Here is a 23442-nt window from a genome sequence, read left to right as displayed (position 1 = left end):
GCGCTGGCCGGCGCTCACGATCTCGGGCCCTTCGGCCCGGTCGGATTGCGGCCCCACGGGCCGGACGGGCGCGGTTGCTCGGGCGCCGCCTCGTCAGCGGGGCGACCGCCCCACGGGCCCTGCTGACCGGCAGGAGCCGTGCGCTGGGCTGTCGGCTGGGGTGCCGTGCGCTGTGCAGGTCGACCGACACCCTCATTCGCCATCGCCTGCAGGGCGGCGATGCGGTTCTCGGTGTTGGGGTGGGTCGAAAAGAGATTGTCCATGCGCTCGCCGGATAGAGGATTGATGATGAAGAGGGGAGCCATGGCAGGATTGCGCTCGGCTTCGGGGTTGTGGATGCGTTCGACGTTGCGAGCGATCTTGTCAAGTGCGGAGGCGAGCCAAAGCGGATTGCCGCAGATCTCGGCGCCGCGCCGGTCGGCCGAATATTCGCGCGTCCGGCTGATCGCCATCTGCACCAGCATGGCGGCAAAGGGCGCGACGATCATCGCCACCAGCACACCGACGAAGCCGAGCGGATTGTTGTTGTCGCGGTTGCCGCCGAAGAAGAAGGCGAAGTTGCCCAGCATCGAGATCGCGCCGGCAATCGTCGCGGTGATCGTCATGATCAGCGTGTCGCGGTTTTCGACATGGGCGAGTTCATGGGCCATGACGGCCGCGACCTCTTCGTGGCTGAGGCGCTGCAGCAGGCCAGTGGTGGCCGCGACCGCCGCGTTCTGCGGGTTGCGGCCGGTGGCAAAGGCGTTGGGCTGCGGATTGTCGATCAGGTAGACCTTGGGCATCGGCAGCCCGGCATTGGCGGCAAGTCCGCGCACAATGGCGTAATATTCGGGCGCGTTGCGCTCGTCGACCTCGACGGCATGGTTCATCCGCAGAACCATCTTGTCGGAGTTCCAGTAGCTGAACAGGTTCATGCCGGCGGCGATCAGGAAGGCGATTGTCATGCCGCCCGATCCGCCAATCAGGTAGCCGACGCCCATGAACAGCGCCGTCATGGTCGCCAGAAGCATAGCCGTCCGCATCATGTTCATCGTCCGCTCCGTCCTTTTCCGCCTGCGCCAGGGTCGATCCCGGTCGCGCGCTTCGCTATATGATGGGAAACACGAGGGTGCGTTTCAATCATTTCCGAGGAATCCCATGAACGACGCCAAGCCGCAAATCGAAGCCGAGACGGCCGCACCGAAGGAGCTTTCGCCGGCCGCCAGGCGCGCCTTGGCCGAGGCCGAGGCACGCCGCGAAGCTTACAGGGCGCAGGAGGCGAAGCTGCCGCGCGAGATCGGTGGCCGTGGCGGCAAGGAACCAGGACGCTACGGCGACTGGGAAATCAAGGGCCTGACCAGCGACTTCTGAGCTTTCGTCAGCGGGTCATGATGATGTCGTGACCCTGGCCGTGGGTGACGACGAACAGCTTAGTCAGGTCGCCGCCCTGCCGCATGTCGCCAGCCATCCAATGCACCGTGGTGGCGACAATGAATGGACCATCCGGCACGCCCGCGAAAGTGAAGCGGCCTTCGCCGTTGGCCTGAGTCACGCGTGTGTAGTCCTTCAGACGCGCGTCCGGATTGGTGAATACAACCGGGCCGGTGGCAGACGCGCTGCGATTGAACGCCTCCATGGTGTATGACGTTTGAGGCGTGAGGTAGACAGGGCTGCCGGCGGCATAAACAACCACGCCATCATTGCGGCGCATGAATGCCTGGCCAGAGATGGTCGCCTTGCCCGGCTTGTTTGCGAATTCGTGTTCTGCATTGTTGAACTGCGTTTGTATCGGAATTTGCTGGACGCAGCCTGTCGAGAACAGCATAGCCGCGACAATTAATGCCAAGTCTATTCTTCGTTTCATCTTCCCCTCCCGTCTTTTCGTCAATCTAGTCATTATTGCATTCGACTAATCAACTGGAACGCTGGAGCGGGAACTGAAATCCGTGCCGGTCGTTTCGCTGGGAGTTGCGAAAGGAGCAATTATGGCAAAGTGGTCAATTACCGGACTCGTAGTTACTGCCCTGCTGGGCACCATGCCGGCGCAGGCGCAGACCAAGGAACCGGCGGTGCCGCCGCAGAATTCGCTCAAGCTGTCCGAGATCATCGCCAAGATCGAGCAGCGCGATCAGTTCCGCTATCTTTCCGAAGTGGAATGGGAAAGCGAAGGCTATTACGACATCGTCTACTACACGTCGGACAAGGCCAAGGTGGAAATCAAGATCGACGCGGTGACGGGCGAACCGCGGCTCTGACCCGAGGCCGGTTAAAGCTTGGATGTCGAGGTCTGACCCGGCACGCCTGGTGCTGACAGAATTTGGCACACCCCTGCGCACCGAAACGGGACAGCTCCACGAATGGCTCTGGCGAACCGCATGCATCGTGGTTAGCGAGTGGTGAATAAACCGTGCGTGCGGGGACTGCGTTTACGCTCCGTTTACCCTGATGCCACTCGAAATCCTGTAAATTCAATAACTTGTCGTGCCGTCGACCTGACGAGGCCAGCAGAGCGCCGACACGGCCAGTTTCCTGCAACGCCTTCGCCAGAGGCAATTGAATGGCGGGGCGGGACATGTTGCAATTTCGGAAGGCGGGACGGACGGCACTTCGCCTGGCCGGGGATCGTCGTGGCAATTTTGCCGTCCTGGGTGGCGTGACGATTTCCCTGCTGGCCATGGCCGCTGGCTTCGGGATCAACATCGCCCAGCTGTCCAATGTAAAATCCGGCCTGGCGCTGGCGGTCGACGGGGCGGTGACATCGACGGCGCGCGACCTGACGACCGGGAGGATCAAGCCAGAGGATGCCGACGCGTCCGTCAGGACTTTCCTTGAGGTCAATGCTGCGAGCCTGCTGGCGCCCGGCGAGAAGGTTGTGCTGCGCAGCGTCACCGTCGACCGGCTGGCGGGCACGGTCGAGGCGACCGCAGAGATCGACGTAGACATCTTCTTCCCGCTTTTCGGCAAGGGCAACCGGCAGCGTGTTTCGGCGACGACCGCGTCGCTCTATTCCGACAAGCGCATCGAAGTTGCGATGATGCTAGATGTCACCGGCTCCATGGGCGGGCAGAAGATCAAGGATCTGAAGACGGCCGCCCAGAACGCCGTCGATATCCTTCTCACGGGCCAGGATGCCGACAAGCCGCGCATACGCATTGCGCTGGTTCCCTATGCCGAGGCGGTCAACACCGGTGGGCTGTCGGACGCCGTCTTCGTCGAGAAGCCGGGCAAGTCGGACCTGCCGCCCCCGATCGATGCCTGGCAGGCTGTTTCTGCCAGCAGCGGCGACGGTTGCGCCAGCGAGCGCAAGGACAAGGACGGCGCCGCCGACTTCAGCGACGACGGCCCCTACACCGAGCGCGAGAACAACCAGGGCGAGATCTATCTCGCCAGGGTCAATCGCGACGACCGCGTCGGGTCATGCCCGTCGGCGAAGCTGATACCGCTGACCGCCGATGTGACGAAGCTGACGGCCGCGATCGGCGGGTTCAGGGCCAACGGAGTGACCGCAGGCGGCATCGCCGCGCAGTGGGGCTACTACATGCTTTCGCCCAAATGGCGCACTGCCATCAAGGATGCGAACCTCGGTGCGGGCCCGGCCAATCCCGATGCGAAGAAGGTCGCGAAGGTGGCCATCCTGATGACCGACGGCCTGTTCAACACTGCCTTTGCAGGCGTCACGGGAAGGCCCCAGGGCAGCCAGTCGGCGAAGTCCGGCAGCTATGCCGAAAGCATCTGTACCAACATGAAGAACGACGGCATTGAGGTCTTCACCATCGGCTTCGACCTCGACAACAAGGACACCTCGAAGTCCGAAAGGAATGCGGCCAAGGCCGTGCTCAAGAACTGTGCGACGCCGGATAGCGGCACGCTGAAGCGCTATTTCGAAGTCTCGACGGGCAAGGAACTCGACGAAGCCTTCCAGACCATCGCCCGCAACATCGAACAGCTGTCGCTGACCAAGTAGGCTGCACGGCGAGGAATCAAAAAAGGCCGCGCTTTCTTGCGAAGACGCGGCCTTTCCGTGTTTCGTCCGTGGCGCGGCCGTCAGCAGCGATGCCGGAGCATCGCCCGCCGCACATCATGCATCGCTCAGGAAGGCTGCTTCCCGAGAAGGCAATCCGCAGAGGCCACGTTCAGGAAAACGAAATCACTCGACATCGGATCACCTCCTTTCAGTTCGTTGAACACATTAGGGAAGGTGGGGGCTTTCCATCGATTTGGCAAGTGCGACCATGGCACTAGACCGTTGCTACCGCATCATGCGGCGAGACTGTGCTTCTCCTGGAACACATCCCGCGCGGCGAACAGGCCGTTGAGTGCCGCTGGAAAGCCGGCATAGACCGCCATCTGGATGATCGTTTCGACGATCTCGTCTCGGCTGAGCCCGACATTCAGTCCCGCCTGGATATGCACCTTGAGCTGCGGGGTGGCATTGCCGAGCGCGGTCAGGGCGGCGATCGTTGCGATCTCGCGTGACCTGAGGTCCAGGCCTGGGCGCGAGTAGATGTCGCCGAACGGGAACTCGATGATGTAGCGGGCGAAATCGGGGGCGATGTCGGCGAGGGAATCCACCACCTTCTGCCCGCCTGCGCCGTCGATTTCAGCGAGTGCGCGCGTGCCGCGCTCGAAGCGGCTCTCGTTGATGTTGTCCATTGGTCTCAGTCCTTTCTTCCGCATCGGCGTAGCCAGCGATCTTGGCGTCGAGAACGAGGAGGTTGGCCTGAAGGTCGGCGATGTGGCCCCGCACCTTGTCGCGGTGCTTTTCGAGCAGGACGCGGCGCGCGGCGTCGGTAACCGGACCTGTCTGTCGGAGGGCCGCATAACGCAGCATCTCGCGGATCGGCATGCCAGTGGCCTTGAGGCGGCCGAGGAACTCGATCCAGACGAGGATCGAGGCATCATAGTCGCGTTGACCCGATGTGCCCTTGTCGGGCGCCGGCAACAGCCCGATCTGCTCGTAGTAGCGGATCGTGTAGGCTGTCAAACCGCTGCGCCTGGCGAGTTCTCCGATCTTCATGGTCAACCTTGTCTCGTTACGACGCTCGCGATGCTAGGTGTTCGAGCGCGCTCTAAGTCAAGGCCTGTTTCGGGAGCTTACTGGACGACGAGTTGCGATCGGCCGGCGCGCATGCCGAGCCGCGACCGGGCGCCCAGACCGGATCAGGCTGCGGCCTCGGCGCTGGCCGTGTCGGTGATGACGGGCAGATGTGGTCCGTGCTGTTCCAGCGAGCCGACCGGCAGGATCGCCATGGCGTTGCCGCGCACCGCGATCGATGTGAGGAGTTGTCAATTGACGGCTTCGGGAAGGCGTTGGATCCGCAGCCGGAAGCAAAATCCCCCGCATCGGTGATGCGGGGGAGGAGAGTGGTCAGACCCGCTTGTTCTGGCGGTTGGCGACGAGGTCGTCGACGACGGCCGGATCGGCCAGCGTCGAGGTGTCGCCGAGCGCGCCGAAATCGTCCTCGGCGATCTTGCGCAGGATGCGGCGCATGATCTTGCCGGAGCGGGTCTTGGGCAGGCCGGGCGCGAACTGGATCTTGTCGGGCGAGGCGATGGCGCCGATTTCCTTGCGGACATGGGCGACGAGTTCCTTGCGCAGGTCCTCTGTGGCCTCGATGCCGGACATCAGCGTGACGTAGCTGTAGATGCCCTGGCCCTTGATGTCGTGGGGATAACCGACGACGGCGGCCTCGGAAACCTTGTCGTGGCTGACCAGCGCCGATTCGACCTCGGCCGTGCCCATGCGGTGGCCGGAGACGTTGATGACGTCGTCGACCCGGCCGGTGATCCAGTAGTAGCCGTCGGCATCGCGGCGGCAGCCGTCGCCGGTGAAGTACTTGCCCTTGTAGGTGGCGAAGTAGGTCTGGATGAAGCGCTCGTGATCGCCATAGACGGTACGCATCTGGCCCGGCCAGGAGTCGGCGATGCAGAGATTGCCGTCGGCCGCACCTTCGAGCAGCTTGCCCTCGTTGTCCACCAGTTCGGGAACCACGCCGAAGAACGGCCGCGTCGCCGAGCCAGGCTTGAGGTCGGTGGCGCCGGGCAGCGGGGTGATCAGGATGCCGCCGGTCTCGGTCTGCCACCAGGTGTCGACGATCGGCACCTTCTTGTCGCCGACGACGTTGTAGTACCACTCCCAGGCTTCAGGGTTGATCGGCTCGCCGACCGAGCCCAGCACGCGCAGCGACTTGCGGGAAGACTTCTTCACGTGCTCGTCGCCGGCGCCCATCAGGGCACGGATCGCGGTAGGGGCGGTGTAGAAGATGTTGACCTTGTGCTTGTCGACGACATCCCAGAAGCGCGAGGCGGAGGGATAGTTGGGCACGCCCTCGAACATCAGCGTGGTCGCGCCGTTGGCGAGCGGGCCGTAGACGATGTAGCTGTGGCCGGTGACCCAGCCGACATCGGCGGTGCACCAGTAGATGTCGCCGTCATGGTAGTCGAAGACATACTGGTGGGTCATCGCTGCATAGACGAGGTAGCCGCCTGTGGTGTGCAGCACGCCCTTGGGCTTGCCGGTCGAGCCGGAGGTGTAGAGGATGAATAGCGGGTCCTCGGCCTTCATCTTCTCAGGCTTGCATTCGGCTTTCACCAAGCGGACCTCGTCATGGTACCAGTGGTCGCGGCCCGGCGCCCAGCCGATCTTGCCGCCGGTGCGGCGCACGACCAGCACGTCCTTGACCATGACGTGGTTCTTGGCCGCGATGTCGATCGCCTTGTCGGTGTTTTCCTTCAGAGGAATTGCTTTTCCTCCGCGCAGACCCTCATCGGCGGTGATGACGAAGGTCGATTCGCAGTCGACTATGCGGCCGGCGAGTGCGTCGGGCGAGAAGCCGCCGAAGACGATCGAGTGGATGGCGCCGATGCGTGTGCAGGCGAGCATCGCATAGGCCGCCTCGGGGATCATCGGCATGTAGATGGTGACGCGGTCGCCCTTCTTGACGCCGTGCTTCTTCATCACGTTGGCGAGGCGGCAGACGTGCTCGTAGAGCTCGTTGTAGGTGATCTTCTTGTCGTCGTAGGGGTTGTCGCCTTCCCAGATGATGGCGGTCTGGTTGCCGCGCTTCTTCAGGTGGCGGTCGATGCAGTTGTAGGAGACGTTGGTCAGGCCGTCCTCGAACCACTTGATCGAGACCTTGCCGTTGAAGGAGGTGTTTTTGACCTTGGTGTAGGGCTTAAACCAGTCGATCCGCTTGCCGTGCTTGCCCCAGAACTTGTCGGGGTTCTTCACGCTCTCGCCATACCATTTCAGGTAGGTGTCGTTGTCGATGAGCGCATTCTTCTTCCACGCCGGCTGGACGCGGTGGACACGGACTTCGGACATTTCTTTCCCTTCCTCCCGGATGCGATCCGTCGGCTCCTGGTGGCCGGCGGACGGCGACCTCAGGGCCGCACGTTGGCGGGCATTATTATCAATTCCCGCCTCGCCACAATATTAGACATTGGATTTGCCTCGTCGCATTCCGCAGCGGCAAATCGCCGCCGCCTTATAGCCGTCGGAAACGGCTGCGGTCGAGTTCTAAACTGCTGATTTCTTGGAACTTATCACGTGTGGATCACGTTCATTTTAGTGGACGGTTAACGACCGCGGCGCAGACTCGGGCCGTGGAGGAGTTGTTCGACACGGAAGGCTTGCGATGCGCGACACTTCTGAACTGGAACTGATGCTGAAGGGGTACGGCCTGACCACAGCTGAAATCCTGTACCACCTGCCCGACCATCCGCATGTGCTGCAGACCTACATCTGGCAGGACTACGACCTGGCGCCGAAATTTCCGATCCTGTTCGGGTTCATCGAGTTCTGGCGGGCCAAGCTCGATGGTCCGTTGCATTCGGTGCACTACACCCATCGCAAGCTGATCGCACCCAACGAGTGGCGCAAGGTCGATGGCGAATTCCTGATGCACTAGGCGGACTGCCCTTCCGATTAACCTTGCGCGGCCAATTCAGCGCAGGTGAGCGTGCCCTGCATGCTAGTATTCGCCGTCGGTGGGCGGCAGTCGGCGGGAGGCGGCATGTCTCAGGCAAGCGGCGCTTGGGTTTTGATCTTTTCCGATGGCACGGGGCAGCGCGGCGTCCGGGCCGACGAGATCGAGCAGGTCGGCGATAGGCAGTTCAAGAACACCAATGTGTTCCAGATGTATTCGGCCATCGACGGCAGGCCGGGCATCCGCACCTTCTACGATGCCGGCCTCGGCGCGCCGGAGGCAGGCGAGTGGAACTGGACTCGCACCCTGCGCAACCTATGGAGCAAGGCCACCGGCTGGGGCATCACCGCAAACATCGTCGATTGCTACGAAGCCCTGATGATGGATTGGCGGCCAGGCATGAAGGTCGGGCTGTTCGGCTTTTCCCGCGGCGCCTACACCGTGCGCTGCCTCGGCGGTGTGCTGGCGACATGCGGGATCGCGACGACCGATCTTGGCGGGCCGATATCGCGGGACAAGGAGGGTGCCGGTGCGGAGCGGCGGCGGGCCATCGCGGCGGCGGCGGTCACGGCCTACAAGATCAAGAACAAGACCGAGCGGCAGAGGGCCGGTTCCGATTTCGGCGCCAGGCATGGTGCGGCAGCCGTGGTGCCCGACGTGATCGGCGTGTTCGACACCGTTCGCGCGCTTGGGCTGCCCGGCATCATGAACATGGTGAACCCCTACAAGCACGAGTTCCACGACAACGAACTGTCGGTACGCGTTCCCGTCGGCCTGCATGCGCTCTCCATCGACGAAAACCGCAAGGCATTTGCTCCGGTGCCGTGGGACGAGGTCGATGCCGACGGCAGGGCTGCGGGCCAGGTCGTCGAACAATGCTGGTTTCCAGGCGTGCATTCCGACATCGGCGGGGGATATGACGACGACGACAACCTGGCCAAGCTCAGTCTCGGCTGGATGCTGGACAGGCTGCGCACCTTGTCCGGCCTCGATTTTCCCGTGGCAGTCGAGATCGAAGGAAAGGTGCTAGGCCGCGCGCATGACGAACGCACGGGCCTGGGTATATTCTGGCTGCCGGGAGAGCGTTCGATCCAATGCAAGGCCATCGACGTCGACAGGCTGTGCGTCGACATCGAGAAGCGTTTCGACGATTACAACCCTCGCTACAGGCCTGGCTCGCTGAGCCGGCATCCGCGGGTGCGACGATACTTTTGAGGGGCGGTTTCGCTGCTGTCGGTGGCCTGGCAGGCGTGCTGGCACAAATCAATCGCAAGCGATGCAGCCACTGGGCTGATTGCATGCAGGTCCCGGGACGGGTATTCCGCCACGAGAACTTCCGCTGTGCCCTCGATGCCAGCGGGTCAAAGGGAGAGTTACGATGAACACCAAGATCCTGGCTGGCGTTTCGCTGGCTGCATTGCTCGCATTCGGTTCTGCTGCGCGCGCCGACATCACCATTGGCCTCGTTGCACCGCTGACCGGACCGGTCGCGGCCTATGGCGACCAGGTCAAGAACGGTGCCCAGGCGGCCGTCGACACCATCAACGAGAAGGGCGGCATTCTCGGCGAGAAGGTCGTGCTGAAGCTCGCCGACGACGCCGGCGATCCCAAGCAGGGCGTTTCGGCCGCCAACCTGCTGGTCGGCGAAAGCGTCCAGTACGTCGTCGGTCCGGTGACCTCGGGCGTCGCCATCCCGGCGTCGGACGTGTTTGCCGAAAACGGCATCCTGATGGTGACCCCGACCGCGACCGCGCCGGACCTCACCACCCGTGGCCTGACCAACGTGCTGCGCACCTGCGGCCGCGACGACCAGCAGGCCGAAGTCGCCGCTGCCTATGTCCTCAAGAACATGAAGGACAAGCGCGTCGCGGTGATCGACGACAAGGGCACCTACGGCAAGGGCCTGGCCGATGCCTTCAAGGCAGCGATCAATGCCGGCGGCTTGCAGGAAGTTCAGCAGAACTCGCTGACCCCTGGCGAAAAGGACCTGTCGGCCCTCGTCACGCGCCTGAAGTCCGATAACGTCGACGTGGTCTATTTTGGCGGCTACCACCCTGAGGGCGGCCTGCTGGCCCGCCAGCTCAAGGACGGTGGCGTCAATGCCGTGATCATCGGCGGCGAAGGCCTGTCGAACACCGAGTTCTGGGCCATCGGCAACGAAGCCGCCGCCGGCACGCTGTTCACCAACGCCTCCGACGCGCTGAAGAACCCGGCTTCGGCCGACGCCGTCAAGGTGCTCGAGGGCAAGGGCATTCCGCCGGAAGCCTTCACGCTCAACGCCTATGCTGCGGTCGAGGTGCTGAAGGCCGGCATCGAGAAGGCCGGCAAGGCCGACGACACGGCGGCCGTTGCCGCAGCGCTCAAGTCGGGCGAGCCGATCGCCACCGCCATCGGCAACCTGACCTATGGCGAAAGCGGCGACCTGACCTCGCCGAGCTTCTCGCTGTTCAAGTGGGAAGGCGGCAAGATCGTCGCGGCTGAATAAGCCAGCGCGTCAACTGTTCAAGAAAAAGGCCGGAGCGCAAGCTCCGGCCTTTTTCGTTTTCCAGGCTGGCGCTGGTCAGCGCGTCCCGAAGATTGCCGAGCCGACGCGGACGCTTGTCGCGCCGAAGGCAACCGCAAGCTCGTAGTCTCCTGACATGCCCATCGACAGCCTTTCGAGGCCGGCTTCACGCGCCAGCTTTTCGAGCAGGGCGAAGTGCGGCCCCGGATTCTCCTCCGCCGGAGGAATGCACATCAGGCCCTCGATCGCCAGCCCGTGGACCTCGCGGCAGCGCTTGACGAAGGCCACGGCCTCGCGCGGCTCGATGCCGGCCTTCTGCGGCTCCGAGCCGGTGTTGACCTGAACGTAGAGCCTTGGTGCGCGGCCCTGGCGCTCGATTTCCCTGGCGAGCTCGGCGGCGATTTTCTCGCGGTCGACGGTCTCGATGACGTCGAACAGGGCGACGGCCTCCTTGGCCTTGTTGGACTGCAGCGGGCCGATGAGGTGCAGCTCGATGTCGGGGAATTCGGCCTTCAGCCCGGGCCACTTGCCCTGCGCTTCCTGCACCCTGTTTTCGCCGAAGACGCGCTGGCCGGCCTCGATGACCGGGCGGATGTGCGAGGCATCAAAGGTCTTGGAGACCGCCACGAGCGTTGTCGAACCCTCCGGCCTGTTGGCCTCGCGCTCGGCCGCACCTATCTTATCCTTCACCAGCGTTAGCTGTTCGACCGACTTTTCCATATCGCTGGCCCTGCTGCTTTTTGCCCGCCCCCGGCTTGCCGGAGTTGACGGGTCCGGGAATCCATGGTGAACACCCGGCAACGATTTCCTGAACCGCGGGTTTTCGCCCCGGTCCACGCACGCTTTTAAGTGAAAAACATCCGATGGCAACCGAACGATACAATCCCCGCGCCTCCGAACCCAAATGGCAGAAGGCCTGGGCCGAGGCGAAGCTCTTCGAGACGAAGAACGAGGATCCGCGGCCGAAATACTACGTGCTCGAGATGTTCCCCTATCCGTCGGGGCGCATCCACATGGGCCACGTCCGCAACTACACGATGGGCGACGTGGTCGCGCGCTACCGCCGCGCGCTTGGCTGCAATGTGCTGCATCCGATGGGTTGGGACGCCTTTGGCATGCCTGCGGAAAACGCCGCGATGCAAAACAAGGTCCACCCCAAGGAATGGACCTACCAGAACATCGCCACGATGCGGACGCAGCTGAAGTCGATGGGCCTGTCGCTCGACTGGAGCCGCGAGTTCGCCACCTGCGACGTCGACTATTATCATCGCCAGCAGATGCTGTTCATCGACTTCGTCGAGAAGGGACTGGTGACGCGCAAGTCCTCGAAGGTCAACTGGGACCCGGAAGACATGACCGTGCTCGCCAACGAGCAGGTCATCGATGGCCGCGGCTGGCGTTCCGGCGCACTGGTCGAACAGCGCGAGCTGACGCAGTGGTTCTTCAAGATCACCGACTTCGCGCAGGACCTGTCGGACGCGCTCGATGGCCTTGACGAGTGGCCCGAGAAGGTCAAGCTGATGCAGCGTAACTGGATCGGCCGTTCGGAAGGCCTGCTGATCCGCTGGCCGCTGGCCGCCGGCACGGCACCCGCCGGCGAGACCGAACTGGAGGTCTATACGACCCGTCCGGATACGATCTTCGGCGCTTCGTTCATGGCGATATCTGCCGACCATCCGTTGGCCAGGAAGGCCGCCGAGAACAAGCCCGAGCTTGCCGCCTTCATGGAAGACGTGCGTCGCATGGGCACGTCGGTGGCAGCACTCGAGACCGCCGAGAAGAAGGGCATGGACACCGGCATCCGCGTCGTCCATCCGTTCGACGAAAACTGGACGCTGCCGGTTTATGTCGCCAACTTCGTGCTGATGGAATACGGCACCGGCGCCATCTTCGGCTGCCCGTCGGGCGACCAGCGCGATCTCGACTTCGCCAACAAGTACGGCCTGCCGGTCGTGCCGGTGGTGATGCCGGAAGGCGGCGATGCGAAGAGCTTCCAGGTCACCGAGGAGGCCTACACCGACGACGGCGTGATGATCAATTCGCGATTCCTCGACGGCATGAAGCCGGCGGACGCGTTCGACGACGTCGCCAGCCGGCTGGAGCAGATCTCGATCGGCAACCGTCCGATGGGCGAGCGCAAGGTGCAGTTCCGCCTGCGCGACTGGGGCATTTCGCGCCAGCGCTACTGGGGCTGCCCGATCCCGATGATCCATTGCGACGATTGTGGCGTGGTGGCGGTGCCGAAGGCTGACCTGCCGGTCAAGCTGCCGGACGACGTCGAGTTCGATCGGCCGGGCAACCCGCTCGACCGTCACCCGACCTGGCGCCATGTCGCCTGCCCGAAATGCGGCAAGGATGCGCGCCGCGAAACCGACACGATGGACACCTTCGTCGACTCGTCGTGGTATTTCGCACGCTTCACTGCACCGTGGGAGAACGAGCCGACCGACCCCAAGGCCGCCAATGAATGGCTGCCGGTCGACCAGTATATCGGCGGCATCGAGCATGCGATCCTGCACCTGCTCTATTCGCGCTTCTTCACCCGCGCGATGCGCGAGGCCGGCCATCTGAACCTGGCGGAGCCGTTCAAGGGGCTGTTCACGCAAGGCATGGTCGTGCACGAGACCTACAAGGGGCCGAACGGCTGGGTCACGCCCGTCGAGGTCAAAATCGAGGAGGCCGACGGCAAGCGCCGCGCCGCGCTCATCTCCGACGGCACGCCGATCGAGATCGGCTCGATCGAGAAGATGTCGAAGTCGAAGAAGAACGTGGTCGACCCCGACGACATCATCGCCAGCTACGGCGCCGACACGGCGCGCTGGTTCATGCTGTCGGACTCGCCACCCGAGCGCGACGTCATCTGGACCGAGGCCGGCGTCGAGGGCGCGCATCGTTTCGTGCAGCGCGTGTGGCGGCTGATTTCGGAAACTGCCGAAGTGCTGGCCAAGGCGAACGCCAAGGCAGCGATCGAGGGCGATGCATCCGGGGTGTCCAAGGCCGCGCACAAGGCGTTGAAAGCCGTCGGCGAAGACATCGGCAAGCTGGCCTTCAACAAGGCCGTGGCGCGCATCTACGAGCTGTCCAACACGCTGCAGGGCCCGGCGGCCGACGCTGCCGCCGGCAAGGCTTCGGCCGAGATGGTTTCGGCCTTGCGCGAGGCGGTCGACATCCTGATCGTGATGATCGCGCCGATGATGCCGCATCTCGCCGAAGAGTGCTGGGTGGCGCTCGGGGGCGAAGGCATGGTCGCCGATCGGCCATGGCCGAAATTCGACCCGGCGCTCATTGTCGACAATGAAATCACCTATCCGGTGCAGATCAACGGAAAGAAGCGAGCCGATTTGACAATCGCCCGCGACGCAGATCAATTGACCGTCGAAAAAGCGGCGCTGGCACTGGAAGCAGTGCAGAAGGCGCTGGATGGAAAGTCGCCGCGCAAGGTGATCGTTGTGCCGCAGAGGATCGTCAATGTCGTTGCCTGATGCGCGAAATTCTGCCGGCCCGGTGCGTGTTGCTGCACGCCTGGCCTTCCTGGCCTCGCTTGCACTGGCGTCAGCCTGCACGGTGCGCCCGCTCTATTCGGATGGCCCGGTGTCGGCAGGCGTCGAAGCCGGCACGGCGACGCAACTGGCCTCGATCAACATCAAGCCTATCAACACCCGCTACGGCCAGGAAGTCCGCAACCACCTGATCTTCATGTTCAATGGCGGAGCGGGCCAGCAGGCCACGGCGCCCTACACCATGGATCTGGCGGTCGCAGCCCTCACCGAGGCCTCCCTGTTGGCCGAAGTGACCAGCAAGGACGATGAGCCGACCGCGGGCGCGGTGACGCTGACCGGCACTTATGTCATCACCGACGTCAAGACCGGCAAGCGCATCGCCGCGGGCAAACGCAACGTCTCGGCATCGTTCGATCGGCCGCGCCAGGAGTTCGCCAGGATGCGCGCCGAGCGCGACGCCGAAAACCGCGCGGCACGCGAGCTGGCCGAACTGCTCAGGCTGGCCATCGCCCAGGACATGTCCAGGGGCTGAGGCCGTTTCACGGAAGGGCGGTCGATGCAGCTGACGTCCTTTTCGGCTGCAGGATACCGTTCGCTGAGAGCGATCCGGCTCGACATTGGCCAGGTCAGTGTCTTCGTCGGCGAGAACGGGGTTGGCAAGTCCAACCTCTACCGCTCGCTGCAACTCATCAAGGCATCTGCCGAGGGAACGCTGGCCCGCGAGATCGCGGGCGAAGGCGGCATGAGTTCGGCGCTGTGGTCGGGCAAGCGTCGCGCTGGCCAGCCGGTCCGCGTCGTCATCGATGCCGAGTTCCTCGACGATGAGACGGCGGCGAAATACGGCTACAAGGTCGAGATCGGCCTGCCGCCGCCGGTTTCGGCCGGCTTCGCCTTCGAACCGCACGTCAAGGAAGAGATCCTTACCGTCGAGGCCGGGCGCCGCCCGGTGGAGATGATGACACGCAAGGGACCGGCGGTGTTTGCCCGCGACGGCGACGGACGCCGGGTCGAGCATCCCGAGCGCATCTTCAATTCCGAAACGGCGCTCGCGCTGCTCGGCGTCGCCGGGCGCTATCCCGAGGTCGGCGACCTGCGTGCTGCGGTTTCCGGCTGGCGCTTCTACCACGGCTTTCGCACCGACGCGGACTCGCTGGTGCGCCGCCCGGCGCTGGCGACGACGGCGCCGATGCTCGACGAGGACGGCGCCAACCTCGCCGCCGTCTTTGCCACACTGCGGCATATCAGGGACGACACCGTCGATCTCGACCGCTGCATTGCCGAGGCGCTTGGCGGGGCGTTGCTCGACGTTCCGGTACCGGGCGAAACGGCGACTTTCGGGCTCGTGCTGCCTGAGTTTCCGCAGCGGGTGTTTCGGCCGCAGGAACTGTCGGACGGCCAGATCCGGTTCCTGGCGCTGGCAGGTGCCCTGATGTCCTACCGCCTGCCGAAGCTGATCGCGCTCAACGAGCCGGAGGCGAGCCTGCATCCGCGCATGCTGCCGGCCCTCGCCGACATGATCGCCCGCGCCGCCGAACGGACGCAGGTCTGGGTGGTGACGCATTCACACGAGCTTGCCGATTTCGTGCATGACCGTACCGGTTCGCGGGCGCTGACGGTCGTGCGCCTGGAAGGTGCCACCATGATCGAAGGCATGCGGACCAGCGGGCTGATGCGGGACGACGATTGAGCCTGCTCAGGTTCGGACGAGGCGCGGCTTTGCCAGCGACCAGCCGAGCGTCATGCCCGCGGCGGCAACCAGGATGGCTGCGGCGCCGATGATCTGCAGCGGTTGCAGGCGATGGCCGAAAGCCAGGAAGTCGGCGACGATCGCGACGACAGGATAGATGAAGGACAGCGCGCCGACGAGATTGGTCGGCAGCTTCTGGATCGCGCCGTAGAGCAAGATGTACATCACGCCGGTATGGATGACGCCTACGGCGACCAGCAGTGCCCAGGTAGTCGCCCCGGTGGGAAGTTGGCCGAAACTGGCGAAGGGCGCGAGCATCAGGATGCCGACCGTGACTTGGATCAGCGCGATCAGGTGCGGCGGCACGCCCTTGAGCTTCTTGGTGATGATGGCGGCAATCGCATAGAAGAAGGCGGCGCCCAGCGCCAGCAGGATGCCGGCGAGATAGTCGGTTCCAGTGGTGGCGCCTGACTTTGCCTGGACGATCATCAGCATGCCGCCGAAAGCGATGCCGAGCCAGGTCAGCTTGGTCAGCGTCAGGCGTTCGCCGAAGAACATCGCGCCCAGTGCCACCAGCATGAAGGGCTGGGTGTTGTAGACCGCGGTCGCGATCGAGATCGAGGCGCGCGGGAAGGCGGCGAACAGCAGGATCCAGTTGGAGACGATGGCGATGCCGCCAACGGCCGCCCACGCGATCTGGCTGCGCGACATAACACCGGAGCGGAACAGGCCGAGCGCGGCGCAGACGATCAGCAGGATGACCGCGCCGAAGGCGCAGCGCCAGAAGACGACGTCCATCACCGGCTGGCCCGACAGCACGACGAATAGTCCGATGGTTCCCGAAATCACCATGGCAGCTGTCATATCGACCGTGCCGCGCATCTTGTCCGACATGTTGCAGCCCCTTACGGTTCAGGGCTGTATTTTTACGCCTATGGTTTGGGAGGGTATATGGCTATCGGAAGGCGTTTGTTCGATGTTTCCTAATCATATAAGGTAGAATGGTAGAGTAGCCTAAGAGGATTGCATGCTGGACGATCTGGACAGGCGCATCGTCGAAATCCTTGTCGACGACGCCAGGATTTCGCTCAAGGAACTGGCTCAGCGGGTGAACCTGTCGTCACCGAGCACCTCGGAGCGGCTGCGGCGACTGGAGGAACGTGGCGTCATCCGCGCCTTCACGGTCGACATCGATCCCCAGGCGCTCGGCTATACGCTGCAGGCGATCGTGCGCATCCGGCCGCTGCCGGGCAAGCTGCACCAGGTGCAGAAGCTGATCGAGGACATCGCCCAGTTCTCGGAATGCGACAAGGTGACCGGCGACGATTGCTTCATCGCCAGACTGCACATCCGTTCCATCGACGAACTCGACAAAATCCTCGACCAGATCACCGACAAGGCCGAGACCAACAGCTCGATCGTCAAGGCGCAGCCGGTGAAGCGGCGGCTGCCGCCGCTGGCCTGACGGCAGGCGGACACGAAAAAGGCGGCGCTTGCGGCGCCGGCCTTGGTCATCGTGTCGAGAAGGATCAGCCGATCTTCTGGCCGGTCTTGGCCCAGTCGGCCAGGAACATCTCGAGGCCCTTGTCGGTCAGCGGGTGCTTGACCAGCGCCTTCAGCGTTGCCGGCGGGATGGTGGCGACGTCGGCGCCGATCAGGGCGGCGCGCTTGACGTGCTCGGTCGAGCGGATCGAGGCGGCGAGGATCTCGGTGTCGAAGCCGTAATTGTCGTAGATGTGGCGGATCTCGGCGATCAGTTCCATGCCGTCGACCGCCATGTCGTCGAGACGGCCGATGAAGGGCGAGATGAAGGTGGCGCCGGCCTTGGCGGCGAGCAGCGCCTGGTTGGCGGAGAAGCACAGCGTGACGTTGACCATGCGGCCTTCCGAGGTCAGCGCGCGGCATGCGCGGAGGCCGTCGAGGGTGAGCGGCACCTTGATGCAGATGTTGTCGGCGATCTTCGACAGCACCGCCGCTTCCTTCATCATCTCGGCGTATTCGGTGGCGGCGACTTCGGCCGAGACCGGGCCTTCGACGATGTCGCAGATTTCCTTGGTCACTTCGGCGATGTTGCGGCCCGACTTGAGGATCAGCGACGGGTTGGTGGTGACGCCGTCGAGGAGGCCGAGTTCATTGAGTTCGCGGATGTCCTTGACGTCGGCGGTGTCGACGAAAAACTTCATGGGAGTCTCCTTGGCAATGGAAGGGTGCCTGTGGGGCACGGCACTTGTCGGCCTTTGCTCTAAACCAAGTTCGGGGCAAGGTCACGCGTCATGACCGCCGATTCGCCAAGAACCAGGGCCGCCCCCGTGCTGGTGCCGATGCCGGCCGAGCGCGCCTATTCCTATGCCGTCCCCGACGGCATGCAGGTGGTGCCCGGCTCGATCGTGCGCGTGCCGCTGGGTCCGCGCGAAGTGGCCGGCATCGTCTGGGACGGTCCGGTCGAAGCAGTCGATCCGAAGAAGCTCAGGCCGATCGCCCACGTCTTCGATTGCCCGCCGATCACCGACCAGATGCGCCGCCTGGTCGACTGGATCGCGCATTACACCCTGTCGCCGCCGGGCATGGTGGCGCGGATGATCCTACGGGCGCCGGAGGCTTTCGATCCGGAGCCCTGGACGGAGGGCCTCAAGCGCAGCGACGGCGAACCCGACCGGATGACGGCGGCGCGCTCACGCGTCCTCGAAATGGCCAATGACGGCATGGCCTGGACACGTTCGGGCCTGGCGCATGCTGCCGGCGTGTCCTCGACCGTCATCGACGGACTCAGGGCGCAAGGCGTGTTCGAGACGGTGATGATCCCGCCGCGGCCAGTGGTGGCGGCGCCCGACACGTCCTATGCCAGCGCCGGACTGACCAACGACCAGCAGGCGGTGGCGAATACTCTACGCGGCCAGGTGGAAGCAGATCGCTTCGCCGTTTCCCTCATCGACGGCGTCACCGGCTCGGGCAAGACCGAGGTCTATTTCGAGGCGGTGGCGGCGGCGCTCGACAAGGGCAAGCAGGTGCTGATCCTGCTCCCGGAAATCGCGCTTACCCAGGTTTTCCTCGAACGCTTCCAGAACCGGTTCGGCGCAAAGCCGGCGGAGTGGCACTCGGACCTGCCGCCGCGGATGCGCGAGCGCGTCTGGCGCCAGGTGGCGGAGGGCGGGGTGCGGGTGGTTGCCGGGGCCCGCTCGGCGCTGTTTTTGCCGTTCAACGACCTCGGCCTGATCGTCGTCGACGAGGAGCACGACCCTGCCTACAAGCAGGAAGACCGCGTCTTCTACAACGCCCGCGACATGGCCGTGGTGCGGGCCCATATCGGCGGCTTTCCCACGGTGCTGGCCTCCGCCACGCCTTCGGTCGAAAGCCGGGTCAACGCCGAGCAAGGCAAGTACGCGCGCTCGGTGCTGTCGGCGCGCTTTGCCGAAGCCGCTTTGCCGAAGCTTGCCACCATCGACATGCGGCGTTCACCGCCGGCGCGCGGCGGTTTCCTGTCGCCGGTGCTGCTCGGCAAGATGCGCGAGACGCTTGGCCGGCAGGAACAGTCGCTTTTGTTCCTCAACCGTCGTGGCTACGCCCCGCTGACCTTGTGCCGGGTCTGCGGCCATCGCTTCGGCTGCCCGGTGTGCTCGGCATGGCTGGTCGAGCACCGCTTTCGCGGCCAGCTCGTCTGCCACCATTGCGGCCACAACGAGAAGCGGCCCGAGGCCTGCCCGGAATGCGGCACCTTCGATCATCTGGTCGCCTGCGGGCCTGGCGTGGAGCGCATTGCCGAGGAAGTCGTCTCGCATTTCCCGGATGCGCGCACGATCGTGCTGTCGTCGGACATGCTCGGCGGCGTGAAGCGGCTCAGGCTCGAACTGGAGGCGATCGCCAATGGCGAGGCCGACATCGTCATCGGCACCCAGCTTGTCGCCAAGGGCCACAATTTTCCCAATATGACGCTGGTCGGCGTCGTCGACGCCGATCTCGGTCTCGCCAATGGCGACCCGCGTGCCGCAGAGCGCACCTACCAGCTTCTGTCGCAGGTGACCGGCCGGGCAGGGCGCACGGGCAAGAAGAGCCTTGGTCTGCTGCAGACGTTCCAGCCCGACCACCCCGTCATGCGGGCGATCGTCTCGGGCGATTCGGAGGCTTTCTACGAGCGCGAGATTTCGGAACGCGAACGCTCGGCCCTGCCGCCCTTTGGCAGGCTCGCCGGCATCATCGTCAGCGCGGCGACGCGGCCCGAGGCTGAGAGCCATGCACGCGGCCTCAGGCGCGCGGCGCAAGTGGCGCAGGACGTCCACGTGCTCGGCCCCGCCGAAGCGCCGCTGGCGCTTGTCGGCGGCCGGCATCGTTTTCGGCTCCTGGTGCAGGCCGACAGGAGGGCCGACATCCAGGGCTATATCCGCGCGCTGCTCGCCGCCGGGCCGAAGGTGCGCGGATCGGTGCGGGTCCAGGTCGACATCGACCCGCAAAGTTTCCTCTAGCTGGGTACAGCTCCGGGCCTTGCGACCATGCCGAGCAGCGGCGGCTTCGGGCTTGGACCGTACATCGTCCTTTCCAGCACATAGCCGGCTGCCTTCAGGCGCACCGCGATCGCGTGCTCGATGGTCGGGACCTGGCCGGCGCTTGGCGGCTCGAAGAACAGGTACAGCCGGCCCTCAGGGGTGAGCAGTGAACGAATCCGCTTCAGCTCGCGCGCAGCCTCCAGCCAGAACAGGTTGACGTTGACGGCGAAAATCTTGTCGAAAGGCGGGGTCGTGCTAGACCAATCCGCCAAAGCAGCCTGGACGAGCGCTGCCTTGCCGGAGGAGATCGATGCCCGGTTCCTCTCCTCCGCTGAATTGATCGCGCTGTCGGACCGGTCCAGCCCGGTGATGTGGCCATCGATCAGCAGCGGGGCGATCTCGGCGATGGCGACGCCGCGGCCACAGCCGACTTCCAGCAGCCGGTCGCCCGCCGAAATGTCGAGTTGGCCGATCGCCCAGGCAATGCGTTCAGGTACCGCCATTTGCCCTCTCCTGTGGCTGTCCTGCCACCAACATAACCGGTTGCCCATGCCTCGTCAGTTGCGCTCTGGCGCCGGGCCCGGCGTCAGTTATGATCACCACGGATTCGGGGCTTGCCGGAGGGGGAAAAATGGAGTTCGCGTTTCCGTGGCCGATGAGCCAGGGCGAGTGGCTGGCGTGGAGTTCGGCAGCGGCGACGCTGCTGTTCGGCGTCATCCTGTTCTTCGCGCCCAGGATAGCCTTCCGCCTGCTGCGGCTGCAGGCGCGTCCCGACAATCCCGAAGCGATCGCCCAGGGCCGCGCGACCATGGCCGGCTTCTTTCTCGGCGTCGGCCTTTGCTCGATCCTGCTCGCCCAGCCGTGGCTCTACATGGCGCTGGGCGTGTCGTGGCTGTTCACCGCCTTCGGCCGGATCGTCGCCATGATGTCGGACGGCGCCAACACCCCGTACAACTGGGTAGCCATCGTCATCGAACTGGGTCTGGCCGTCCTACCCCTGGGGTTTGTTTTCGGCTTCTGGCCGTGAATCGTCGTCCAGAGGCAGCCTCAAGGCCCAAGATGCGACAATAGTGCCTGAAATGGCTGTTAGAGGACGTGTTGCGGTCCTCAAAAGCCTGTGCTAGACGGCAATCGACTTTCGGCCGGGGGGATGCGGCTGCCGCGAGCTCCGGGGTCAAAAAACGCAGTAAGGTCAGAGATTTAGCTAGAGTCAAACGCTCGCGCCAACAATCTTGCGGCCTGTCAGACAAGAGAAAAGACGGTCCGTGACCCAATCTTCCTCGCCAATCTCCGGTGTTGCTGAGCGTTATGCTGGATCGCTGTTCGATCTCGCGCTCGATGCAGGCGCCGTTGCAAAGGTAGAAGCCGACCTCGGTCGTTTCGCCGCGCTGCTCGATGGCAGCGCTGATCTCGACCGCCTGATCAGGAGCCCGGTCTTCTCTGGCGAAGACCAGGAAAAGGCCATCTCGGCGATCGCCGACAAGGCCAAGATCACTGGCCTGGCCGGCAACTTCCTTCGCCTCGTGGCGCGCAATCGCCGCCTTTTCGCCCTGCCCGGCATGATCAAGGCGTTCCGCCAGATCGCTGCCGAGCACCGTGGCGAGACCTCGGCTGAAGTGACCTCGGCGCATGCGCTGACGGCAGCCCAGGAAACGGAACTCAAGACGGCGCTGAAGAGCGTCGCCGGCAAGGACGTGGCGATCTCGGTCGCCGTCGATCCTTCGCTGCTCGGCGGGCTGATCGTGAAGATGGGCTCGCGCCAGATCGATACGTCGCTCAAAACCAAACTCAATTCGCTCAAGCTTGCACTGAAAGAGGTCGGCTGATGGACATCCGCGCCGCGGAAATTTCCGCAATTCTGAAAGACCAGATCAAGAATTTCGGCAAGGAAGCCGAAGTTACCGAAGTCGGTCAGGTTCTGTCGGTGGGCGACGGTATCGCCCGCGTATACGGTCTCGACAACGTCCAGGCGGGCGAAATGGTCGAGTTCCCCGGCGGCATCCGCGGCATGGCGCTGAATCTTGAAAGCGACAACGTCGGCGTCGTCATCTTCGGTGCCGACCGCGACATCAAGGAAGGCGACACCGTCAAGCGTACCGGCTCGATCGTCGACGTCCCGGTCGGTCCGGAGCTGCTCGGCCGCGTCGTCGACGCGCTCGGCAACCCGATCGATGGCAAGGGTCCGATCAAGGCCAAGGAACGTCGCCGCGTCGACGTCAAGGCGCCCGGCATCATTCCCCGCAAGTCGGTGCACGAGCCGATGTCGACCGGCCTCAAGGCCATCGACGCCCTGATCCCCGTCGGCCGCGGCCAGCGCGAGCTGGTCATCGGTGACCGTCAGACCGGCAAGACCGCGATCATCCTCGACACCATCCTGAACCAGAAGGCCATCCACCAGGTCGGCCCGGACAAGGAAAAGCTGTTCTGCGTCTACGTCGCCGTCGGCCAGAAGCGCTCGACCGTCGCGCAGTTCGTGAAGGTGCTCGAAGAGCGCGGCGCGCTCGAATACTCGATCATCATCGCCGCCACGGCTTCCGACCCGGCCCCGATGCAGTTCCTGGCGCCGTTTGCCGGCTGCGCCATGGGCGAATATTTCCGCGACAACGGCATGCATGCGCTGATCGGCTATGACGATCTGTCCAAGCAGGCCGTGGCCTACCGCCAGATGTCGCTGCTGCTGCGCCGCCCGCCGGGCCGCGAAGCTTATCCGGGCGACGTCTTCTACCTGCACTCGCGCCTGCTCGAGCGTTCGGCCAAGCTGAACGACGAAAACGGCTCGGGTTCGCTGACCGCACTTCCGGTCATCGAGACGCAGGCCAACGACGTCTCGGCCTACATCCCGACCAACGTGATCTCGATCACCGACGGCCAGATCTTCCTCGAGACCAACCTGTTCTTCCAGGGCATCCGTCCTGCCGTGAACGTCGGTCTGTCGGTGTCGCGCGTCGGCTCGTCGGCCCAGATCAAGGCGATGAAGCAGGTTGCAGGCTCGATCAAGGGCGAGCTGGCGCAGTACCGCGAAATGGCGGCGTTTGCGCAGTTCGGCTCCGACCTCGATGCTGCGACCCAGCGCCTGCTCAACCGCGGCGCGCGTCTGACCGAGCTGCTCAAGCAGCCGCAGTTCTCGCCGCTGAAGACCGAAGAGCAGGTCGCGGTGATCTTCGCCGGCGTCAACGGCTACCTCGACAAGCTGGCCCTCAACAAGGTCGGCAAGTTTGAGCAGGGCCTGCTGGCTTACATGCGCTCGGAAGGCAAGGACGTCCTCGACGGCATCCGTACGGAGAAGGCGCTCAGCGACGACCTCCGCGGCAAGCTCAAGGGTCACATCGACGCTTTCGCGAAAAACTTCGCCTGACACTGACGGATA

At 64.1% G+C, this 23442-nt stretch carries 23 protein-coding genes and 1 pseudogene; 14 read left to right on the top strand and 10 right to left on the bottom strand.

The window, feature by feature from the left end; genetic code table 11:
- Positions 1-14 precede the first annotated feature (14 nt).
- Complete coding sequence (htpX, locus tag GGR00_RS16435; protein ID WP_184700022.1) at positions 15-1031, bottom strand: zinc metalloprotease HtpX; 1017 nt, start codon at positions 1029-1031, stop codon at positions 15-17.
- A gap of 106 nt (positions 1032-1137) precedes the next feature.
- On the opposite strand from htpX, the gene GGR00_RS16430 reads away from it, so the two are divergent.
- Positions 1138-1350, top strand: a complete 213-nt coding sequence (locus GGR00_RS16430; RefSeq protein ID WP_184700021.1) for a DUF1674 domain-containing protein — start codon at positions 1138-1140, stop codon at positions 1348-1350.
- Positions 1351-1357: 7 nt separating this feature from the next.
- Here the strand turns inward: GGR00_RS16430 and GGR00_RS16425 are convergent, their stop codons facing one another.
- Entirely contained in the window at positions 1358-1843 is a 486-nt protein-coding gene (locus GGR00_RS16425; RefSeq protein WP_184700020.1) for a hypothetical protein, read from the bottom strand.
- 121 nt (positions 1844-1964) lie between these two features.
- On the opposite strand from GGR00_RS16425, the gene GGR00_RS16420 reads away from it, so the two are divergent.
- Positions 1965-2234, top strand: coding sequence for a PepSY domain-containing protein (locus GGR00_RS16420; protein ID WP_184700019.1), 270 nt, complete (start codon positions 1965-1967; stop codon positions 2232-2234).
- A 317-nt stretch (positions 2235-2551) separates the two neighbouring features.
- Positions 2552-3943, top strand: coding sequence for a pilus assembly protein (locus tag GGR00_RS16415; RefSeq protein ID WP_184700018.1), 1392 nt, complete (start codon positions 2552-2554; stop codon positions 3941-3943).
- A gap of 293 nt (positions 3944-4236) precedes the next feature.
- Here GGR00_RS16415 and GGR00_RS16410 read toward each other — a convergent pair whose 3' ends face one another.
- The 4 genes and pseudogenes from GGR00_RS16410 to acs all read right to left on the bottom strand — a co-directional run bounded on the left by GGR00_RS16410 (position 4237) and on the right by acs (position 7303).
- A complete protein-coding gene (locus GGR00_RS16410; RefSeq protein ID WP_184700017.1) occupies positions 4237-4632 on the bottom strand; it encodes a carboxymuconolactone decarboxylase family protein in 396 nt (131 codons plus the stop codon).
- Positions 4580-4996: a MerR family transcriptional regulator gene (locus GGR00_RS16405; protein WP_184700081.1), complete on the bottom strand. Its 417-nt coding sequence runs from the start codon at positions 4994-4996 to the stop codon at positions 4580-4582. Before GGR00_RS16405 ends, GGR00_RS16410 begins: the two co-directional genes overlap by 53 nt.
- A gap of 146 nt (positions 4997-5142) precedes the next feature.
- A pseudogene (locus GGR00_RS16400) lies at positions 5143-5250 on the bottom strand (creatininase family protein); the annotation flags it as partial.
- A 97-nt stretch (positions 5251-5347) separates the two neighbouring features.
- Positions 5348-7303: an acetate--CoA ligase gene (gene acs, locus GGR00_RS16395; RefSeq protein ID WP_184700016.1), complete on the bottom strand. Its 1956-nt coding sequence runs from the start codon at positions 7301-7303 to the stop codon at positions 5348-5350.
- A 313-nt stretch (positions 7304-7616) separates the two neighbouring features.
- On the opposite strand from acs, the gene GGR00_RS16390 reads away from it, so the two are divergent.
- The 3 genes from GGR00_RS16390 to GGR00_RS16380 all read left to right on the top strand — a co-directional run bounded on the left by GGR00_RS16390 (position 7617) and on the right by GGR00_RS16380 (position 10392).
- Positions 7617-7889 carry an usg protein gene (locus GGR00_RS16390; protein ID WP_055974952.1) on the top strand — a complete coding sequence of 91 codons (273 nt, stop codon included), beginning with the start codon at positions 7617-7619 and terminating at the stop codon, positions 7887-7889.
- Positions 7890-7994: 105 nt separating this feature from the next.
- A complete protein-coding gene (locus GGR00_RS16385; RefSeq protein WP_184700015.1) occupies positions 7995-9122 on the top strand; it encodes a phospholipase effector Tle1 domain-containing protein in 1128 nt (375 codons plus the stop codon).
- Between the two features lie 163 nt (positions 9123-9285).
- Positions 9286-10392 (top strand): branched-chain amino acid ABC transporter substrate-binding protein, encoded by a 1107-nt coding sequence (locus tag GGR00_RS16380; RefSeq protein WP_055974946.1) that lies wholly within the window; start codon positions 9286-9288, stop codon positions 10390-10392.
- Between the two features lie 75 nt (positions 10393-10467).
- Here the strand turns inward: GGR00_RS16380 and GGR00_RS16375 are convergent, their stop codons facing one another.
- Entirely contained in the window at positions 10468-11130 is a 663-nt protein-coding gene (locus GGR00_RS16375; RefSeq protein WP_184700014.1) for a YggS family pyridoxal phosphate-dependent enzyme, read from the bottom strand.
- 143 nt (positions 11131-11273) lie between these two features.
- Between GGR00_RS16375 and leuS the strand changes: the two genes are divergently transcribed.
- Genes leuS through GGR00_RS16360 form a run of 3 tightly spaced genes read left to right on the top strand, consistent with a single transcriptional unit; the run spans position 11274 to position 15597 of the window.
- The gene (leuS, locus tag GGR00_RS16370; RefSeq protein ID WP_184700013.1) at positions 11274-13892 is read left to right on the top strand and encodes a leucine--tRNA ligase; all 2619 of its coding nucleotides are present in this window, start codon (positions 11274-11276) and stop codon (positions 13890-13892) included.
- Complete coding sequence (gene lptE / locus GGR00_RS16365) at positions 13879-14442, top strand: LPS assembly lipoprotein LptE (protein WP_184700012.1); 564 nt, start codon at positions 13879-13881, stop codon at positions 14440-14442. Before leuS ends, lptE begins: the two co-directional genes overlap by 14 nt.
- A gap of 24 nt (positions 14443-14466) precedes the next feature.
- Positions 14467-15597, top strand: a complete 1131-nt coding sequence (locus GGR00_RS16360; protein WP_184700011.1) for an AAA family ATPase — start codon at positions 14467-14469, stop codon at positions 15595-15597.
- A 6-nt stretch (positions 15598-15603) separates the two neighbouring features.
- Here the strand turns inward: GGR00_RS16360 and GGR00_RS16355 are convergent, their stop codons facing one another.
- Positions 15604-16491: a DMT family transporter gene (locus tag GGR00_RS16355; protein ID WP_184700010.1), complete on the bottom strand. Its 888-nt coding sequence runs from the start codon at positions 16489-16491 to the stop codon at positions 15604-15606.
- 133 nt (positions 16492-16624) lie between these two features.
- On the opposite strand from GGR00_RS16355, the gene GGR00_RS16350 reads away from it, so the two are divergent.
- Positions 16625-17062: an Lrp/AsnC family transcriptional regulator gene (locus tag GGR00_RS16350; RefSeq protein ID WP_055974929.1), complete on the top strand. Its 438-nt coding sequence runs from the start codon at positions 16625-16627 to the stop codon at positions 17060-17062.
- Positions 17063-17126: 64 nt separating this feature from the next.
- On the opposite strand, the gene fsa is transcribed toward GGR00_RS16350, so the two are convergent.
- Complete coding sequence (gene fsa / locus GGR00_RS16345; RefSeq protein WP_055974926.1) at positions 17127-17780, bottom strand: fructose-6-phosphate aldolase; 654 nt, start codon at positions 17778-17780, stop codon at positions 17127-17129.
- Positions 17781-17870: 90 nt separating this feature from the next.
- Between fsa and GGR00_RS16340 the strand changes: the two genes are divergently transcribed.
- A complete protein-coding gene (locus tag GGR00_RS16340) occupies positions 17871-20054 on the top strand; it encodes a primosomal protein N' (protein WP_055974923.1) in 2184 nt (727 codons plus the stop codon).
- Here GGR00_RS16340 and GGR00_RS16335 read toward each other — a convergent pair.
- Positions 20051-20578, bottom strand: a complete 528-nt coding sequence (locus tag GGR00_RS16335; protein ID WP_184700009.1) for an SAM-dependent methyltransferase — start codon at positions 20576-20578, stop codon at positions 20051-20053. The genes GGR00_RS16340 and GGR00_RS16335 overlap by 4 nt on opposite strands.
- A gap of 128 nt (positions 20579-20706) precedes the next feature.
- Here GGR00_RS16335 and GGR00_RS16330 point away from each other — a divergent pair, with 128 nt between their 5' ends.
- The 3 genes from GGR00_RS16330 to atpA all read left to right on the top strand — a co-directional run bounded on the left by GGR00_RS16330 (position 20707) and on the right by atpA (position 23430).
- Complete coding sequence (locus GGR00_RS16330) at positions 20707-21102, top strand: AGROH133_08824 family phage infection protein (RefSeq protein ID WP_055974916.1); 396 nt, start codon at positions 20707-20709, stop codon at positions 21100-21102.
- Between the two features lie 238 nt (positions 21103-21340).
- Positions 21341-21901: a F0F1 ATP synthase subunit delta gene (locus GGR00_RS16325; protein ID WP_184700008.1), complete on the top strand. Its 561-nt coding sequence runs from the start codon at positions 21341-21343 to the stop codon at positions 21899-21901.
- Positions 21901-23430 carry a F0F1 ATP synthase subunit alpha gene (atpA, locus tag GGR00_RS16320; protein ID WP_055974911.1) on the top strand — a complete coding sequence of 510 codons (1530 nt, stop codon included), beginning with the start codon at positions 21901-21903 and terminating at the stop codon, positions 23428-23430. The genes GGR00_RS16325 and atpA overlap by 1 nt, the downstream gene beginning before the upstream one ends.
- Positions 23431-23442 lie beyond the last annotated feature (12 nt).

This window comes from Aminobacter aganoensis (assembly GCF_014206975.1).
Lineage (GTDB): Bacteria > Pseudomonadota > Alphaproteobacteria > Rhizobiales > Rhizobiaceae > Aminobacter > Aminobacter aganoensis.
The sequence above is the reverse complement of the archived record's forward strand: the minus strand, read 5'-3'. Positions and strand labels throughout refer to the sequence as shown.

Excerpts from the sequence above, each read along its gene's own strand:
- htpX (WP_184700022.1), bottom strand. The coding sequence starts at position 1,031 with ATGAACATGATGCGGACGGCTATGCTTCTGGCGACCATGACGGCGCTG.
- GGR00_RS16430 (WP_184700021.1), top strand. The coding sequence starts at position 1,138 with ATGAACGACGCCAAGCCGCAAATCGAAGCCGAGACGGCCGCACCGAAG.
- GGR00_RS16425 (WP_184700020.1), bottom strand. The coding sequence starts at position 1,843 with ATGAAACGAAGAATAGACTTGGCATTAATTGTCGCGGCTATGCTGTTC.
- GGR00_RS16420 (WP_184700019.1), top strand. The coding sequence starts at position 1,965 with ATGGCAAAGTGGTCAATTACCGGACTCGTAGTTACTGCCCTGCTGGGC.
- GGR00_RS16415 (WP_184700018.1), top strand. The coding sequence starts at position 2,552 with ATGTTGCAATTTCGGAAGGCGGGACGGACGGCACTTCGCCTGGCCGGG.
- GGR00_RS16410 (WP_184700017.1), bottom strand. The coding sequence starts at position 4,632 with ATGGACAACATCAACGAGAGCCGCTTCGAGCGCGGCACGCGCGCACTC.
- GGR00_RS16405 (WP_184700081.1), bottom strand. The coding sequence starts at position 4,996 with ATGAAGATCGGAGAACTCGCCAGGCGCAGCGGTTTGACAGCCTACACG.
- acs (WP_184700016.1), bottom strand. The coding sequence starts at position 7,303 with ATGTCCGAAGTCCGTGTCCACCGCGTCCAGCCGGCGTGGAAGAAGAAT.
- GGR00_RS16390 (WP_055974952.1), top strand. The coding sequence starts at position 7,617 with ATGCGCGACACTTCTGAACTGGAACTGATGCTGAAGGGGTACGGCCTG.
- GGR00_RS16385 (WP_184700015.1), top strand. The coding sequence starts at position 7,995 with ATGTCTCAGGCAAGCGGCGCTTGGGTTTTGATCTTTTCCGATGGCACG.
- GGR00_RS16380 (WP_055974946.1), top strand. The coding sequence starts at position 9,286 with ATGAACACCAAGATCCTGGCTGGCGTTTCGCTGGCTGCATTGCTCGCA.
- GGR00_RS16375 (WP_184700014.1), bottom strand. The coding sequence starts at position 11,130 with ATGGAAAAGTCGGTCGAACAGCTAACGCTGGTGAAGGATAAGATAGGT.
- leuS (WP_184700013.1), top strand. The coding sequence starts at position 11,274 with ATGGCAACCGAACGATACAATCCCCGCGCCTCCGAACCCAAATGGCAG.
- lptE (WP_184700012.1), top strand. The coding sequence starts at position 13,879 with ATGTCGTTGCCTGATGCGCGAAATTCTGCCGGCCCGGTGCGTGTTGCT.
- GGR00_RS16360 (WP_184700011.1), top strand. The coding sequence starts at position 14,467 with ATGCAGCTGACGTCCTTTTCGGCTGCAGGATACCGTTCGCTGAGAGCG.
- GGR00_RS16355 (WP_184700010.1), bottom strand. The coding sequence starts at position 16,491 with ATGTCGGACAAGATGCGCGGCACGGTCGATATGACAGCTGCCATGGTG.
- GGR00_RS16350 (WP_055974929.1), top strand. The coding sequence starts at position 16,625 with ATGCTGGACGATCTGGACAGGCGCATCGTCGAAATCCTTGTCGACGAC.
- fsa (WP_055974926.1), bottom strand. The coding sequence starts at position 17,780 with ATGAAGTTTTTCGTCGACACCGCCGACGTCAAGGACATCCGCGAACTC.
- GGR00_RS16340 (WP_055974923.1), top strand. The coding sequence starts at position 17,871 with ATGACCGCCGATTCGCCAAGAACCAGGGCCGCCCCCGTGCTGGTGCCG.
- GGR00_RS16335 (WP_184700009.1), bottom strand. The coding sequence starts at position 20,578 with ATGGCGGTACCTGAACGCATTGCCTGGGCGATCGGCCAACTCGACATT.
- GGR00_RS16330 (WP_055974916.1), top strand. The coding sequence starts at position 20,707 with ATGGAGTTCGCGTTTCCGTGGCCGATGAGCCAGGGCGAGTGGCTGGCG.
- atpA (WP_055974911.1), top strand. The coding sequence starts at position 21,901 with ATGGACATCCGCGCCGCGGAAATTTCCGCAATTCTGAAAGACCAGATC.